The 14857-nt window shown below is 48.5% G+C and carries 14 protein-coding genes; 9 read left to right on the plus strand and 5 right to left on the minus strand.

From position 1 onward, the window contains the following. Positions 1–63: 63 nt before the first annotated feature. From BQ5591_RS00960 to BQ5591_RS00975, 4 genes are read left to right on the plus strand one after another with little or no spacing between them, the layout of a single operon-like run. Complete coding sequence (locus tag BQ5591_RS00960) at positions 64–558, plus strand: TlpA family protein disulfide reductase (RefSeq protein WP_071148084.1); 495 nt, start codon at positions 64–66, stop codon at positions 556–558. Beyond that, entirely contained in the window at positions 555–2120 is a 1566-nt protein-coding gene (locus BQ5591_RS00965; protein ID WP_071148085.1) for a DUF6029 family protein, read from the plus strand. Before BQ5591_RS00960 ends, BQ5591_RS00965 begins: the two co-directional genes overlap by 4 nt. Before the next feature lie 19 nt (positions 2121–2139). Then, complete coding sequence (locus tag BQ5591_RS00970) at positions 2140–3312, plus strand: Omp28-related outer membrane protein (RefSeq protein WP_071148086.1); 1173 nt, start codon at positions 2140–2142, stop codon at positions 3310–3312. 19 nt (positions 3313–3331) lie between these two features. Further along, a complete protein-coding gene (locus tag BQ5591_RS00975) occupies positions 3332–4624 on the plus strand; it encodes a zinc-dependent metalloproteinase lipoprotein (protein ID WP_071148087.1) in 1293 nt (430 codons plus the stop codon). A gap of 130 nt (positions 4625–4754) precedes the next feature. Here the strand turns inward: BQ5591_RS00975 and BQ5591_RS00980 are convergent, their stop codons facing one another. Further along, a complete protein-coding gene (locus BQ5591_RS00980) occupies positions 4755–5240 on the minus strand; it encodes an S-ribosylhomocysteine lyase (protein WP_022163836.1) in 486 nt (161 codons plus the stop codon). Between the two features lie 394 nt (positions 5241–5634). Here BQ5591_RS00980 and BQ5591_RS00985 point away from each other — a divergent pair, with 394 nt between their 5' ends. From BQ5591_RS00985 to BQ5591_RS00995, 3 genes are read left to right on the plus strand one after another with little or no spacing between them, the layout of a single operon-like run. Then, complete coding sequence (locus BQ5591_RS00985; RefSeq protein ID WP_071148088.1) at positions 5635–5859, plus strand: DUF3791 domain-containing protein; 225 nt, start codon at positions 5635–5637, stop codon at positions 5857–5859. Continuing rightward, positions 5856–6329, plus strand: coding sequence for a DUF3990 domain-containing protein (locus tag BQ5591_RS00990; protein ID WP_071148089.1), 474 nt, complete (start codon positions 5856–5858; stop codon positions 6327–6329). Before BQ5591_RS00985 ends, BQ5591_RS00990 begins: the two co-directional genes overlap by 4 nt. After that, the gene (locus tag BQ5591_RS00995) at positions 6326–6547 is read left to right on the plus strand and encodes a hypothetical protein (RefSeq protein ID WP_071148090.1); all 222 of its coding nucleotides are present in this window, start codon (positions 6326–6328) and stop codon (positions 6545–6547) included. Before BQ5591_RS00990 ends, BQ5591_RS00995 begins: the two co-directional genes overlap by 4 nt. Positions 6548–7109: 562 nt before the next feature. On the opposite strand, the gene BQ5591_RS01000 is transcribed toward BQ5591_RS00995, so the two are convergent. The 4 genes from BQ5591_RS01000 to xerD form a co-directional block, all read right to left on the minus strand. After that, a complete protein-coding gene (locus BQ5591_RS01000; RefSeq protein ID WP_071148091.1) occupies positions 7110–8648 on the minus strand; it encodes a YifB family Mg chelatase-like AAA ATPase in 1539 nt (512 codons plus the stop codon). A gap of 78 nt (positions 8649–8726) precedes the next feature. Then, positions 8727–9785 carry a DUF4369 domain-containing protein gene (locus BQ5591_RS01005; protein ID WP_071148092.1) on the minus strand — a complete coding sequence of 353 codons (1059 nt, stop codon included), beginning with the start codon at positions 9783–9785 and terminating at the stop codon, positions 8727–8729. A gap of 170 nt (positions 9786–9955) precedes the next feature. Beyond that, entirely contained in the window at positions 9956–11647 is a 1692-nt protein-coding gene (locus tag BQ5591_RS01010; RefSeq protein ID WP_071148093.1) for a tetratricopeptide repeat protein, read from the minus strand. 131 nt (positions 11648–11778) lie between these two features. After that, positions 11779–12738, minus strand: a complete 960-nt coding sequence (gene xerD / locus BQ5591_RS01015; RefSeq protein ID WP_071148094.1) for a site-specific tyrosine recombinase XerD — start codon at positions 12736–12738, stop codon at positions 11779–11781. A 68-nt stretch (positions 12739–12806) separates the two neighbouring features. Here xerD and aroQ point away from each other — a divergent pair, with 68 nt between their 5' ends. Then, positions 12807–13226 carry a type II 3-dehydroquinate dehydratase gene (aroQ, locus tag BQ5591_RS01020; protein WP_022163830.1) on the plus strand — a complete coding sequence of 140 codons (420 nt, stop codon included), beginning with the start codon at positions 12807–12809 and terminating at the stop codon, positions 13224–13226. A 130-nt stretch (positions 13227–13356) separates the two neighbouring features. Further along, positions 13357–14814, plus strand: coding sequence for a pyruvate kinase (gene pyk / locus BQ5591_RS01025; RefSeq protein WP_022163829.1), 1458 nt, complete (start codon positions 13357–13359; stop codon positions 14812–14814). Positions 14815–14857 lie beyond the last annotated feature (43 nt).

Genomic DNA, 14857 nt, shown 5'->3' on the forward strand with positions numbered 1-14857 from the left:
TTAAACCCATAAAAACTTCTATGGAAGGATGATCTTCCATAGAAGTTTTTAATATTTCCAACTATGAATAAATCATTTATCTGCTCATTATTCCTCTTCTTGTTGCTGGCCGTTTCAGCTTCTGCACAATCTGTATGGCCCGACGTCAAAGTAGAAAACGAAAAAGGGGAACAAGTCAATACACAAAAGATTCTTGGTGGCAAGCCTGCCATCGTTTCCTTCTGGGGTGTCACCTGCAAACCCTGTCTGACCGAACTGAACACCCTGAACGAACTTCTGGACGAATGGAGAGAGGAAGTAGACTTCAACGTCATTGCCGTCTCCATCGACGACAGCCGCTTCACAGCACGTGCCCGCTCCATGGCTCAGGGCTACGACTGGAATTTCATCTGCCTGTTCGACAAGAATCAGGATCTGAAGCGTGCCATGAACGTAACCCTCACACCACATACCTTCGTTATCGACGGTAACGGAAAAATCGTTTATTCGCACACTGGCTATACACCGGGTAGTGAATACGAATTGTTAGAGCAACTTAAAGCAATCGCCAAACAATGAAAAAACATCTGCTATTTCTACTGCTGTCAGCCTGTGCTGCCACGCCCGAACTGTCTGCCCAAAGCAAAGGACACCTGAGCGGAAGCCTCGAATCAAACAGCATCTACTACGTAAAAGACAACAAACTCGGATCGGAAAACAGCGTTTATCCGGAAGACCACTTCGGAAGCAACAATTACCTGAAGCTGGACTATACTCAAGGCAAATTCAGTGCTGGGGTTCAGTTGGAAGGCTATCTGCCAGCCTTACAGGGATACGACATTGGTGTCTATGGTGACAAGAAAGCTATTCTAGGTATCAAATATGTAAACTGGCAAGACGATAACTTTTCCTTCCGGGCCGGAGACATTTTCGAACAGTTTGGTTCGGGAATGGTATTCCGTAGCTTCGAAGACCGCACACTGGGTATCAACAACTCCATCGAGGGTGTGTATGGTTCGTACAACTATAAGAACTATATCACCGTAAAGGGACTCTACGGACGTCCGCGCCTGTATACCGACTACGCCGACTCCTGGGTACGAGGCGGTGACTTGAGCTTGTCCATCGACAACCTGGCCGGCTGGACAGAAACATTCTTCAGCATCGAAGGTAGCTTGGTAAACCGCAACGAAGAAGTGCCCGATGAAATGGCCGGCGTCGCACGCCCCAACGTAAACATGTATTCAGCACGTGCCAACTTCGACTGGAAAGGCCTCAACGCCCGCGTAGAATACGTAGGCAAAAGCAACGATATTTCGCCCGCATTGATAGGTACCACCGACCAGGGACACGGACTGCTTGCCGAACTGGGTTACAGCCATAAGGGATTTTCCGTACTGGCCACCTATCGCGAACTGAAATACATGAGCACTAAACTGTCGTACACCGGTAACGGTACAGGAAACATTCTGAACTATCTGCCCGCACTGACCCGTCAATATACTTACATGCTGGCCAACCTGAATCCCTACCAGAGTAACGGCGAAGGCGAACGGGGCGGACAGGTGGACATCTACTACTCCCTGCGCAACAAGAAAAACCGCAGCCAGTACTGGAACTTCCACGCCAACGCTTCCATGTTCTACTCGGACAAAGCTGTTACCAAAAAATCGAGACTGCTGTGGCGCGACATCAACGGCGACGTTGAACGTCAGTGGAACAAACAGTTCAAGACCACCCTGCTTGTCTCGGTACAGGAATGGAGCCCCACACACGGAATGGATGACGTAACTTACGCATCGAACATCGTTGTACTGGACGGTCTCTACAAGTTCGACCGCAAAAAGTCGCTCCGTGCCGAAGTGCAATACCTCTACTCACAGGATTACGAGAAAGATTGGGTGGCCGGACTGGTTGAGTTCAGCCTTGCGCCCCGCTGGAGTTTTTCGGTGAGCGACATGTACAACCTGGGCACTACCAAAGTGCACTACTACAGCGGCTCCGTCAGCTACACGCAAAAGAACACACGCCTGCAACTGAGCTACGGACGCAACCGCGCCGGATATGTATGCTCGGGAGGTGTATGCCGATATACCCCTGCCTATACAGGAGCCAACTTGACATTAACCACTTCATTTTAATTAAAAGCAAAAGAACATTATGAAAAAATACTGGAATTTACTGACCTGTCTGTTCATTCTGGCATTCACCGCCGCATGTACAGGCAACTCGGGATCGGACGATCCAACAGACGAAGGCAATGGCGAGGGCACACTGACGCTCAAGGCATCCGCCGCCTACATCGAGAACAACGGAACAGATGCCGCCGTCTTCACCGTATTGAAAGGTGACAAAGATGTTACAGACCAGGCTGCCATCTACCAGAAGAAAGGAAGCTCCTTCGAACAGTTCAGCGGCACAACATTTACTTCGACCACTACTGGTGAATACTCTTTCTTTGCCAGCTACAACGGCGAAATGTCGACCACAATCACTGTGACCGTAATCGGAGGGATGCTTGAACTACCTGCCGATCCGCAACCTGCCAAGTTCGACGGATTCAAACACCGCATCCTTGCCCTGCAAGGCACAAGCCTTGGCTGTACTTACTGTCCGATGATGATTGCCGGACTGACTGAATACGAGAAAACCGAGGAATACAAAAGTACTGTAGTGGCTGCCGCACACGGCGTTATGTCGGGCGACGATATGATTTCCACTTATAGCAACTCTGTACTGAAAGAAACAGGTATCTCCAACTCCGGCATCCCGGCACTGCTCTTCAACCTGCAATCAAGTAGCGAAATCATGGGTATCTTTGGCTCTGATTCTCCAGCCAGCGTATGCGGACGTATTCAGTCAGAAGCTCAGGAACAACTAAAAGCCACTGCCAACACTGGCATCAGTGCTGCCGTATCGGGCACAGAAGCATCGGGCAGCCTCAGCGTTACAGCTTCTGTCAAGGTAGGCCAAACCGGAAAATACCGTGTATCTGCCTGGGTGGTAGAAGACGACATCTATGCCAAAGGACAGATGAACGGTTACCCGTCGTTGGAAGAAACCTACGACTTCACCCATCACAGCAACGTACTGCGCTGCATCTCATCAACCAGCCCCATCACAGGTGGCAACCTGGGCGGTAAAGAAGAGTGCCAGGCAGGCGAAACACAGATGTTCGTACACGAGTTCGACCTGAACAGTATGGACATCGAAAATCTGTCCAACGTACGTGTACTCATCATCGTATCGCGCAACGCAAGCGGTTCGCGTTACACTGTGGACAACGTTATCAGTTGCGGTGTAAACAAGTCTGTAGCATTCGAATATGAATAAACCAACAAACTGACGAAACATGAAACTGAAATATCTGTTCCTGCTGCTCACAATGACCTTGTGCTTCAGCTGCTCCGACGACGATGTAACGCCGGCGCTAACAATAGATGAAACCGAACTGACTGCCGAAATCGAAGGCAGTCAGTTCGAAATAACCGTAACAAGTACCAGCGCATGGACCGTATCGGCCGCACCTGCATGGGTAGAATGGCAGGTAAACGAATCGCAAACCCTGCTGACGCTGACCGTGGACGAAAACCTGAATCAGGACAAACGTACGGGTACGATCACCCTGACCAACGAAGAGGGTATCAATCAGTCCATCCTTATTGAGCAAGAAGCCTACACCTATAGTGCCAACCACCACTACAAACTGCCTGTCGTCTTCCACGTACTCTACTGGAACGCTAACAACACCCAGCACTACGTAGAGGCAGGACACCTGCAGAAAGTGATGGATCGCGTCAACCAATACTATCGTGAATGCGGTGTGGACCTGAATCTGGAGTTTGTTATGGCTACGGAAGATCCCGAAGGCAACCGCCTGGAGGAACCGGGTGTTAGCCGCGAGAAGTGGCAATATACCACAATGGATTGCTCCTCGTTCATGGGTAGTGGCGACGCCAAATACAAGTCGCTGTTATGGGACACAAGCAAATATGTCAACATCATGCTCTACAATTTCTCCGACAGTCAGATTTTGGGTATCTCGCAATTCCCCTGGTTGCCCGAGCCATATGAATTAGAAGGCATCAGCATTGCCAAAAAAGGAGCCAATTTAGCAGATAACCCTTATCCGCAATGCGTATGCATCAACAACAAGTACATCTACGACTTGACCAATGATGACGAAGCATACTCTGTTTCGGACATAGGCGTAACGCTGGCACACGAGCTGGGACACTTCCTGGGTCTGTATCATGCCTTCAACCAGTTGAATAACGGCAATACGAACACCAGCCAGGATACGGATTATTGTACGGACACACCGCCTTACAACAAGTACCAGTACGACATACGTCTCACAAACTATCTGACCTTCAACCCTGCCATCACATCCAAGTCGTCCGAAGCCTATCAGACGTACGTGATGCGTACCAACAGTCAGACCGGTGAAGAGTTCCGCTCTACCAACATCATGGACTATGCCATCTCCGATGCCAACAGCTTCAGCGAGCAGCAGAAGGAACGTGTAAGATACATCCTGCAACACGCCTTGTTCATGCCGGGGCCGAAAGACTATACCGGTACAGACTTCACGGCTACGAAGGGTGCTTCCGACTTCCAGTTCACACCGAACTACATCGAATAAGAAGCATACACGAAGCCTGTCTGACATTTATATTATAAAAACAACGGCCACCAACTGCCCCGCCCGGATTTTACATCCTGCGGCAACAGTTGGTGGTCGTTTTCTTATGCCGTTCTCTCTGCTGTCCCGATCAGTCTTTCTCGGGATAGCGCATGTTGGCTTCGGTCATGTGCTCCAGTACCTCATGCAGATATTTGGCCGACTCCCAACGGGCCATGGGCAGGTCGTGCAGCAGATAGTTGCCACAATCCTGCGGAGCAGCACCGGGCACTTCGCCTTCGTATTCGGCTACAAAGCGGAAGGTTTCCTGCATCAGCGGCACGATGTCCTCGGGTTGCAGGTCGCCACGCATCAACAGATAGTTTCCGGTCAGGCATCCCATAGGTCCCCAATAGATGATGCGGTCCTGCCACTGCGGATTGTTGCGCAGGTAGGTGGCTGCCAGATGCTCGATGGTGTGCAGGGCACCCTGACCGAGAGCCGGCTCGCGGTTGGGTTCCTTCATACGGATATCGAAAGTGGTGATCACTTCACCGTTCACCTCGTCCTTGCGCGATACGTAGATGCCACGCAACAGGCGGATGTGGTCGATAGTAAAACTGGGTATCTTCTTCATTGCTGCTTATATTTTAAAACCTTAATGATAGATATTATTTGGGGGCAAAGATAGCGAAAGGTGAGCGCAGAGGCAAAAAGAAAACAAAGTTTTCAGTTTTTGACTATGCCGAACCTATCTTATTCAGGTTTATGAGTCCACTTTAAAAAGTACACTTTTTGCCTTAGAGCATAACGTAGTTGTCATTCTGTCATCCTGAACACAGTGAAGGATCTCCTTCGAAACGGGTGTGTCAAAGTGATAGTAACTATAAAGAGACTCATGGGAAACAGACTTTTTAAAGTGGACTCAATGAAATAAGATAAATTCGATTCAACATAAAAAAATCAAATGAGCTTGTTCTTTATGCCGAACCTTTTGCTACCTTTGTCCAAAAGGTCTAAGGAATATCACAATGGAATATAATGTAAAGGACAAACTGGAATGGACGGTCATCTTCATCCTGGAGTTCGGACGCAAGTACGGACTGACGATGAAACAGGCCTTCAACTACCTGAGTCGCTATAAAGGAATAGATTTCATCGACCGCAATTTCGGATATGTGCATACACAGTCGTTTGCCTCAATGGTGGACGACATCGCGGAATATTGTCATCGTCATGGAGGGGCATTGGTATGAAACTTTATCATGGAACAAACAAGGATTTCGATAGAATAGATTTGCTGAAATCGAAACCGAATAAAGATTTCGGACGTGGATTTTACCTATCTGCGGACTATGAGCAGGCTTTGAACATGGCACAAGTGAAAGTTGAACAGTTGGAGATTGGCAGCCCAATTGTACAAAGCTACCTTGTTGAGGACGATGTCTTGAATGATCTGAATGTACTCCGCTTTGACGGTTATTCTGAAGAATGGGCAAGATTTATCCTGCTAAATCGGAACAATCCGACTGAAAAGCCTGTACATGAATATGACGTGGTAATCGGCCCCATAGCCAACGACCGGGTAGGCGTGCAGTTGTGGCGATACGAGAACCGTTCGATAAACCTTCCTACGCTTGTGCGCAACCTGCAGTACATGAAAGGAGTAACTTTCCAATATTTCTTCGGTACGGAACGTGCCATTAAACTGTTGAAGAGAATATGAGCGAGAAAACGGAAATGATGGTGGATATGGTAAAGAACCTTGCCATCCTGCTAACTGAGCAGGACAGCAGAATAACAATGGAAGAGGCACTTGCCACAGTATTCAATTCGGAAACTTATCGGAAAATAATGGATGAACGGACACATTTCTATCATCAAAGCTACTACTATGTGTTCGCTTTCCTGAAAGAGGAACTGACGAAAGGCAAGTTTCAATAATAGCCAAAATCCTTGGACGGGCAAAGACTTTGGCTATTTTCATATTATTTCATTCTTTGATAATGACATAATTCTGGTTTTGGCTATTGGGGTTATCTGGAAATGAACGGTGAACCGGGCGTGAAGCCTCATCTTTCACCCTATCTACCTGTTTTTCAGTCGGAAAAAGAGAAAGGTGAAAGCGTGAAGGCAAAAAACGGGAAAACATCTCCCAAACAGTAGACTTCTACACTGCCAACATAGGTTTCAGCGTCTGTAAAGTGGCACTTTACGTCCGTCAAGTAACACTTTACGCACGCAAACATCCTCTTTAGCCGAAAGGGGTAACGAATAACTCCACGAGTTTTCGCAAACAACCCCACGGGTTTTCACCAACAACCCCACAGGTTTTCACGAACAACTCCACAGGTTTCCACCAACAACCCCTGAGGTTCTCACTGACAACCCCACAGGTTTTCATTAACAACCCCGCTGAACAACACTTGTATGGCTCGCGAGCCGTGCAAGTGTCTCTCGCGAGCCACACTTGTGTCGTATAAATGAAATGCAAGTGTCCTGTATCTCAGCCTGCCCAGTCCTCACGATCCAGGTTACGATAGCCGATGGCCTCGGCCAAATGAGCGGGTTGGATATGCTCGCTGCCTTCGAGGTCGGCAATGGTACGCGATACCTTTAGGATGCGGTCGTAAGCGCGGGCCGAAAGATTAAGGCGATTCATGGCGTTCTTCAGCAAAGCCAGACCACGATCGTCTGGGCGGGCATAGAGCGAAAGCAGACGACTGGTCATCTGGGCGTTGCAGTAGACACCGGGGATGGAGGCGTAGCGCTGTTCCTGAATCTGACGGGCACGTATCACCCGTTCGCGAATGACGGCGCTGGCTTCGCCGGGGCGGGCGTCGGACATCTTTTCGAAGGGTACGGGGATGACTTCAATCTGCAGGTCGATGCGGTCGAGCAGCGGACCCGAGATACGGTTCAGGTATTTCTGCACCTGGCCGGGCGTACATACGCAGGCTTTGGTGGGATGGTTGTAGTAGCCGCACGGGCAAGGGTTCATACTGGCCACAAGCATGAAGCTGGCGGGATAGTCGATGTTGCACTTCACGCGCGAGATACTGATTTTACGGTCTTCGAGCGGCTGGCGCAACACTTCGAGCACGTTGCGATTGAACTCGGGCAACTCGTCGAGGAAGAGGACACCGTTATGCGCCAGACTGATTTCGCCTGGCTGGGGGAAAGTACCGCCACCCGTCATAGCCACGGTCGAAATGGTATGGTGCGGGTCGCGGAAGGGACGTTTGGTTATCAGTCCACCGTCCTTGCCCAACTTTCCCGCTACGGAATGTATCTTGGTAGTTTCCAGACTCTCGCCCAGCGACAACGGAGGCAAGATGGACGGCAGTCGCTTGGCCAGCATGGACTTTCCACTGCCGGGAGCACCGATCAGAAGAATGTTGTGCCCGCCAGCCGCTGCCACTTCGAGGGCACGCTTCACGTTCTCCTGCCCTTTGACGTCGGCAAAATCGAGGTCGGTCATAGTCTGCTGGGCATAAAACTCCTCACGGGTGTTTACGATGGTGGCTTCAAGCTCGCGCTCCCCGTTGAAGAATTCCACCACTTCCTTGATGTTTTCCACGCCGTACACGTTGAGCTTGTTCACCACAGCTGCTTCGCGTGCGTTCTGGCGAGGCAGAATCAAGCCTTTGAAGCCCAGTTCGCGCGCCTTGATGGCGATGGGCAGTGCGCCCTTGATGGGTTGCAGACTTCCGTCGAGACTGAGTTCACCCATCAGCAGATACTCTTCCAGCTTGTCGGAGTGTACAACTTCGGTAGCTCCCAGCATGCCGATGGCCAGCGGGAGGTCGTAGGCTGACCCTTCTTTGCGTATGTCGGCAGGGGCCATGTTGATGGTGATGGTGGACGTGGGCATGCGGTAACCGTTGACCTGCAAGGCCGAACGGATGCGTTGCTGACTCTCCTTGACGGCAGAGTCGGGCAGTCCGACGAGGTAGAGCATGCAGCCTCGCGAACTGTTTACTTCGATGGTGATAAGGGTAGCGTCGATGCCTTGTACGGCTGCTCCGTAGACTTTAATTAGCATGGTGCTTGTTCGGTATTAGAGTAAGGTAATGGTTATAAGGGGAACTTTCCCCAAGGGTTGCCAGATTGCGGTAGCGGATTATCTCCTTCTCCGCTCCCGGGCTTTCTTTTCTTTGGCTTCCTGTTCGATGTCCTCCAGCTTTTGCTTGATGGCGTCTTCGTCAAGGTCTTTTCCTTCGATTCGTGCCGAGGGGCTGACAAGGATGTTGGCGGGCAGGCTGTGTAGCGATACCTGGCCGATGAATGTAGAGTGCCATCCGTCGAGGTCGCATACTTGTTTCCACTTCAGCGTATCCTGCTTGATGGCGTCCAGCCATGCCTTCCGGTCGGTGTCGAGCGAGATGCCCAGTAGGGCGAAGTTCTTGTTTTTCTGTTCTTTCTTATAGATACGCTTGTACATCTCGTTCTGCTTCATGCTGAGCGAATCCCACGATGCCCAGAAGTGTATCAGGATGTACTGATCCTTGAAGTCGGTACGGGTGGTTTCTTTCCCTTCGGTGTCGGGCAGCTTGAAGTAAGGAATTGTTTTACCGACATCGGTTTTCTCTTCCTCCAGGATTTGCTTAGCCAGCTGGTCCACCGTAGAACGGTCTTTCAGCTCACCGGTCAGGCTGTTTATCAGACGTTCGATGCGTCGCAGATCGGGCTGCGCTGTCTTTACGAAATACTTTTCCAGCAGGTAGACACTGACCAGCGATGACGGATGCGTCGTAATGAAGGCTTCCGCCTTTTCCTGCAACGCCCTTTCAGACGGTTTGCCCAGTCCTTTCAGATCTTTCTGGTAGGCGGTCAGTTCATCGTTGGCGGTGTTGCCGGTCACTTCCAGCAAAGTTGGGTCGGAGACGTTTCCTTTTATTAGTATGGAATTGCCTTTGCCAATGAATATCGGGTATCTGGTTCCGTCGTCAAAGAGCAGATAAGCTGTTACCAGTGTGTCGACCGACAGTTCGGCCGAAAACTTGCCCTCCTTTACGGGCAGCGTGTCCATCCCGTCGTAAATGGGATCGGCACCAAAGAGGTAAAGGGTGTCATTGCCCAGTCCCTTGATTTCGCCACTGATGCTGGTCGTTACGGTTGGTTTTCCGCCGCAAGCCGCGAGGATGAAAAGCAGTGTGTATACGAGGTTGATTTTCTTCATTATGATGTTTCTTCTGATACTTGCTGCGAATGTACTTCTTTTGCCGGATATAAAAAAAAGTTGCCCGACATAATTTCGTATGCCGGGCAACTTCTTTATTGTTATTTAGTTTGGAGTTATTGAGTTTTGCCTTAACCAGCAAACTCATAAACTCACCAGCTAAACCTTTCTTATTTGATAATGTTCATGAAGTCAGCGTTTGTGAAGTACTTAGCAAACTCCAGGTCAGAAGCGGCTTTCTTAGCCAATGCCGGGTTCTTTGCTACAGCGTTCTTCAAGCTGCTTGTTACCATAGAAGTATTGTTGGTTCTTGCACCCAGTACTGCCATCAGGTAGTCAGTGTAAGCATCCGGAGTAGCTACGCCAGCCAGTGTGTTCTTAGCTTTGTTGTAGTCTTTAGCCAGGATCTGTGCCAGAGCGGCGCTGTTAGTCTTGATATCGCCGAATGCGTTAACAGCCTTGTCATACTGACCTTGAGCGATGTAAAGGTTACCCAGAGCTTCGTTCAGTTCTTCAGCACCGGCAGCCTTGCCCAGATAAGATTCAGCAGCAGCCTTGTCACCCTTGTTCAGAGCGATCAGACCAAGGTTCATGTTCACTTCAGGAGCGTCCTTGATAGAAGCGGCTTTCTTGAAGTAGTTTTCAGCCTTGTCAAGGTTGCCTGCCTGGTAAGCCAGCTTACCGAGGTTGTTGTATGCGCGGTAGTCATTCGGGAAGTTCTGAGTAGCTTTTGTATAGATAGCTTCTTTCTTTGCAGCATCGTTAGTCAGTGTAGCAGCGTACAGCAGTTCTTCGAGGTTCAGCTGTTTAGCATCGCTTTCAGCCAGCTTAGAGATTTCTTCGTCAGACTTACCGATAACTTCGTAGTTCAAAGTCAGACGAGAACGACGCAGTTGCGGAAGAACTTCGTCAGCCAAAGTCTTGTAAACAGAAGAGATGTTCTTGATTTCCTGCTCTCTTTGTTCAGGATCCTGATACATAGACAGAACGCGGAGAATCAGTTCCTTATCCTGGATGTTGGATTTAGAAACCAGTTCCTGGAAACCTTCCCAGTCCTGTGCAGTATACTTAGTATCTACAGTAGCTTCAATTTTGTCTTTCTTCAGGTTCTTGTTGATAACCTTAGCAGTGTTGTCCTGACGGTTTTCGGCCAGACCCTTATTCAGATCGTAACCACCATCGGGAGAAGCATAAGCAGAGATTTCGATGTTGCTGATCTTCTTGTTAGCAGCTTCGCTGACATTCTTAACTTCTTCGTTGAATTCCTTGGCAGTCTTCAGCTCGCTGGCACGTACGTTAGCTTGTTGGATCAAGAACATGATCTGTGCATCGTGCTTTTCTTTGATAACACGTTGGAATGCGTCAGCACCCAAAGCCGGAGTGGCGCTACCCAAAGTCTGCTCAACTATTTCAGAAGTAGAGATTACACCGTCGGCAATCTTAACGGCAGGGATTTCAACTGTCTTTTTACCGATAGTAGCTTTGAATTCCAGATAAAGTTCTGATTTAGCCATTTCGGGAACATAGTCGAAAGAAGTCTTCATTGTGTAGCTACCACCCATCTTGTAGGAAATAGTCTGTTCGTTACCTTCAACTTTTTCACCTTGGAATACGGCAGACTGGCCTTTAGCCTCGCCACCTTCCCATTTCAAAACCGGAGTTACTTCTACAACGGCTTTCTTGTTGAAATACTTCTCGGGGAACTTACCGTTAATGGTAGCAGGTACTTTGCCTCCTACAGCTTCCAAAACTTGAGGTGTTACGGTAAAGTAATCTGATGACAACTCTCCCATTTTGCTTCCACACGATGTGAGGACAGCAACTAATGCCACTAACAGCGGCAAATACAGTTTCTTAGTCATTTTAGGTATAAATTAATTGTTTGTAATTGAAATTTGTCTATTCTTTTGTTATTGTACTCTGCTCCCACGGGCATATACAAGGCAAAGATATTAATTCTTAAGACATTTTGTTAATAGAATGGGCAGATTTATTATAATTTAATGAAATTCTTGCTCTCTCGGTACTTGATATTGCGTGGATGATGCTCTATGATTTCACTTCTTAGCATATTGCGGTCGATATGAGTGTAGATTTCTGTTGTTGCGATTGACTCGTGCCCCAACATGCATTGGATGGCGCGCAAGTTTGCTCCGCCTTCCAGCAGATGAGTTGCAAACGAATGCCGGAAGGTGTGCGGACTGATGTTTTTGGTGATACCGGCTTTCTCGGCCAGCTCTTTGATCAGATGAAAAATCATGATACGTGATATGTTTTTTCCCCACCGCGCCAGAAATACATAATCTTCAAAATCCTTTTTGATTCTCCAGCGGGTGTTGCGGTCGATAAACCAATTTTCAATTTCTTTGATGGCGCGTGACGAAATGGGTACCAGCCGTTGCTTGTCGCCTTTCCCTTCTACTTTGATGAAGCCTTCCTTGAAATAGAGATCCGACAACTTCAGGTTACACAGTTCCGATACACGAAGTCCGCAACTGTAGAGTGTTTCCAGTATGGCGCGATTGCGTTGTCCTTCGTCCTTACTGAGGTCGATGGCGCCGATAATGGCATCGATTTCTTCGACCGACAGCACTTCGGGCAGTTTGAATCCTATTTTCGGTCCCTCCAGCAGTTCGCTGGGATCATCTTTGCGGAAGTCGGACAACGCCAGAAAGTGAAAAAACGAACGGATGCCCGAAATGATGCGCGCCTGCGAGCGGGGATGGATGCCGATGTCGTGCAGTCCGGCTGCAAATCTCTGCAGGTCGTCCAGCGTAATGTCATCTATTCCAATCTGTTCACTTTCAGTGAAATGCAGCAACTTTTCCAAATCACTCAGATAAGCATCATAAGTGTTGGCCGAAAGCGATTTCTCCAGTCTCAAGTATTGCTTATATTTGCTGATTATCAGCGTTTGCCTGTCCTTATTCGCTGATTTTACTTCCGATTTCATTTCTTTTTCCTACCTTTGCACTCAGAATGAACAATCATTGTGGAGACAAAGGTATAAAAAATTGTGTTATGAGGATACAAATAATTAATGGCCCGAATATAAATCTTTTGGGCAAGCGCGAACCGACTATCTACGGTAGCGTTACTTTTGAAGATTACCTTGCCGGACTTCGTTCCCGATATGCGGATGTGCAGATTGACTATTTCCAGTCGAACATTGAGGGAGAGTTGATTGATAAGATTCAGGAAACTGGATTCGATGTAGATGGCATTATTCTGAACGCAGGTGCCTATACTCATACGTCGATTGCTCTGCAGGACGCTATTCGTGCGGTTACTTCTCCAGTCATCGAGGTACATATATCCAACGTACATGCCCGTGAGACTTTCCGTCATACGTCCATGATCTCTTGTGCATGTAAAGGAGTCATTCTGGGCTTTGGCCTCGATTCCTATCGTCTGGCATTAGAAGCCTTGCTAAACCATTGATTCATCCCCTCCGACTCCTCTTGAAAAAAGAAGAGCCGAGAATCCATGAGCACTCTCGAAGAGGTGGAAGAACTGAATTAAAAGACAAATTACGAATTTAAATCATTACTAATAAATAGGTATATAGATTATGTTATTGAAGCAGACTAAAATCGTAGCAACCATTTCGGACCAGCGTTGTGAAGTAGATTTTATAAAACAGTTGTTCGAAGCCGGCATGAACGTGGTGCGTATGAATACAGCTCACCTGGGTCGTGAAGGAGCTGAAAAGCTGATAAACAATGTACGGACAGTGTCTAACCGAATCGCCATTTTGATGGACACAAAAGGCCCCGAAGTGCGTACTACTGTATTGGCCGAACCAATTTCATTCAAGGTAGGTGACCGTGTGAAGGTAGTAGGCCGCCCCGAACAGGAAACTACACGCGAGTGCATTTCCGTTTCTTATCCCGATTTCGTCCGTGATCTGAACGTAGGCGGACAAATACTGATTGACGACGGTGATCTGGAACTGGCTGTTATCGAAAAATGTGACGACTATCTGCTGTGTGAAGTGCAAAACGAGGCAAGTTTAGGAAGCCGTAAGAGCGTCAATGTACCGGGTGTACGCATCAACCTGCCTTCGTTGACAGAAAAGGACCGCAATAACATTCTCTATGCCATCGAGAAAGATATAGATTTCATTGCTCACTCTTTCGTCCGCAACAAACAGGATGTACTTGACATCAAAGAAATTCTGGATGCTCACGGCAGCGACATTCGGATCATTGCCAAAATAGAGAACCAGGAAGGTGTCGACAACATTGATGAGATTCTGGAAGTAGCCGATGGTGTGATGATTGCCCGTGGCGACTTGGGCATCGAAGTACCGCAGGAACGTATACCGGGTATCCAGCGCATATTGATACGCAAGTGTATCCTGGCCAAGAAACCGGTAATTGTAGCAACTCAGATGCTTCACACCATGATCAATAATCCACGTCCTACACGTGCCGAGGTAACAGACATCGCCAATGCCATCTACTACCGCACCGATGCCTTGATGCTGAGTGGCGAGACAGCATACGGCAAATATCCGGTAGAAGCTGTAAAGACCATGACGAAAGTTGCTGCGCAGGCCGAAAAAGACAAACTGCCTGATAACGACATCCGTATACCGCTCGACGAAAACAGCAACGACGTGACAGCATTCCTTGCCAAGCAGGCGGTAAAAGCCACTACAAAACTGAAAATCCGCGCCATCATTACCGACAGCTACAGCGGACGTACAGCACGCAATCTGGCTGCTTTCCGTGGTAAGTATCCGGTACTGGCCATCTGCTATAAGGAGAAGACCATGCGCCATCTGGCTCTGTCCTACGGTGTAGAAGCGATCTATATGCCCGAGCTGGCCAACGGTCAGGAATATTATTTTGCCGCTTTGCGTCGCCTGTTGCAGGAGGGCCGTCTGCAACCTACCGACATGGTGGGATATCTGAGCAGCGGAAAGGCCGGTACGCAGACTTCCTTCTTGGAAATCAACGTAGTAGAAGACGCCTTGAAGCACGCCAACGAAAGCGTATTGCCTAATTGCAACCGGTATTTATAAACTTCTAAAGTTTCGGTTTTACCGAATTGAAAATCGACGAAGT

The organism is Bacteroides ndongoniae, from assembly GCF_900108345.1.
Lineage (GTDB): Bacteria > Bacteroidota > Bacteroidia > Bacteroidales > Bacteroidaceae > Bacteroides > Bacteroides ndongoniae.

Excerpts from the sequence above, each read along its gene's own strand:
- BQ5591_RS01005 (WP_071148092.1), bottom strand. The coding sequence starts at position 9,785 with ATGAAGAAAATCAACCTCGTATACACACTGCTTTTCATCCTCGCGGCT.
- BQ5591_RS01000 (WP_071148091.1), bottom strand. The coding sequence starts at position 8,648 with ATGCTAATTAAAGTCTACGGAGCAGCCGTACAAGGCATCGACGCTACC.
- BQ5591_RS00995 (WP_071148090.1), top strand. The coding sequence starts at position 6,326 with ATGAGCGAGAAAACGGAAATGATGGTGGATATGGTAAAGAACCTTGCC.
- xerD (WP_071148094.1), bottom strand. The coding sequence starts at position 12,738 with ATGAAATCGGAAGTAAAATCAGCGAATAAGGACAGGCAAACGCTGATA.
- BQ5591_RS00970 (WP_071148086.1), top strand. The coding sequence starts at position 2,140 with ATGAAAAAATACTGGAATTTACTGACCTGTCTGTTCATTCTGGCATTC.
- BQ5591_RS00965 (WP_071148085.1), top strand. The coding sequence starts at position 555 with ATGAAAAAACATCTGCTATTTCTACTGCTGTCAGCCTGTGCTGCCACG.
- aroQ (WP_022163830.1), top strand. The coding sequence starts at position 12,807 with ATGAGGATACAAATAATTAATGGCCCGAATATAAATCTTTTGGGCAAG.
- BQ5591_RS00990 (WP_071148089.1), top strand. The coding sequence starts at position 5,856 with ATGAAACTTTATCATGGAACAAACAAGGATTTCGATAGAATAGATTTG.
- pyk (WP_022163829.1), top strand. The coding sequence starts at position 13,357 with ATGTTATTGAAGCAGACTAAAATCGTAGCAACCATTTCGGACCAGCGT.
- BQ5591_RS00985 (WP_071148088.1), top strand. The coding sequence starts at position 5,635 with ATGGAATATAATGTAAAGGACAAACTGGAATGGACGGTCATCTTCATC.
- BQ5591_RS00980 (WP_022163836.1), bottom strand. The coding sequence starts at position 5,240 with ATGAAGAAGATACCCAGTTTTACTATCGACCACATCCGCCTGTTGCGT.
- BQ5591_RS00960 (WP_071148084.1), top strand. The coding sequence starts at position 64 with ATGAATAAATCATTTATCTGCTCATTATTCCTCTTCTTGTTGCTGGCC.
- BQ5591_RS00975 (WP_071148087.1), top strand. The coding sequence starts at position 3,332 with ATGAAACTGAAATATCTGTTCCTGCTGCTCACAATGACCTTGTGCTTC.
- BQ5591_RS01010 (WP_071148093.1), bottom strand. The coding sequence starts at position 11,647 with ATGACTAAGAAACTGTATTTGCCGCTGTTAGTGGCATTAGTTGCTGTC.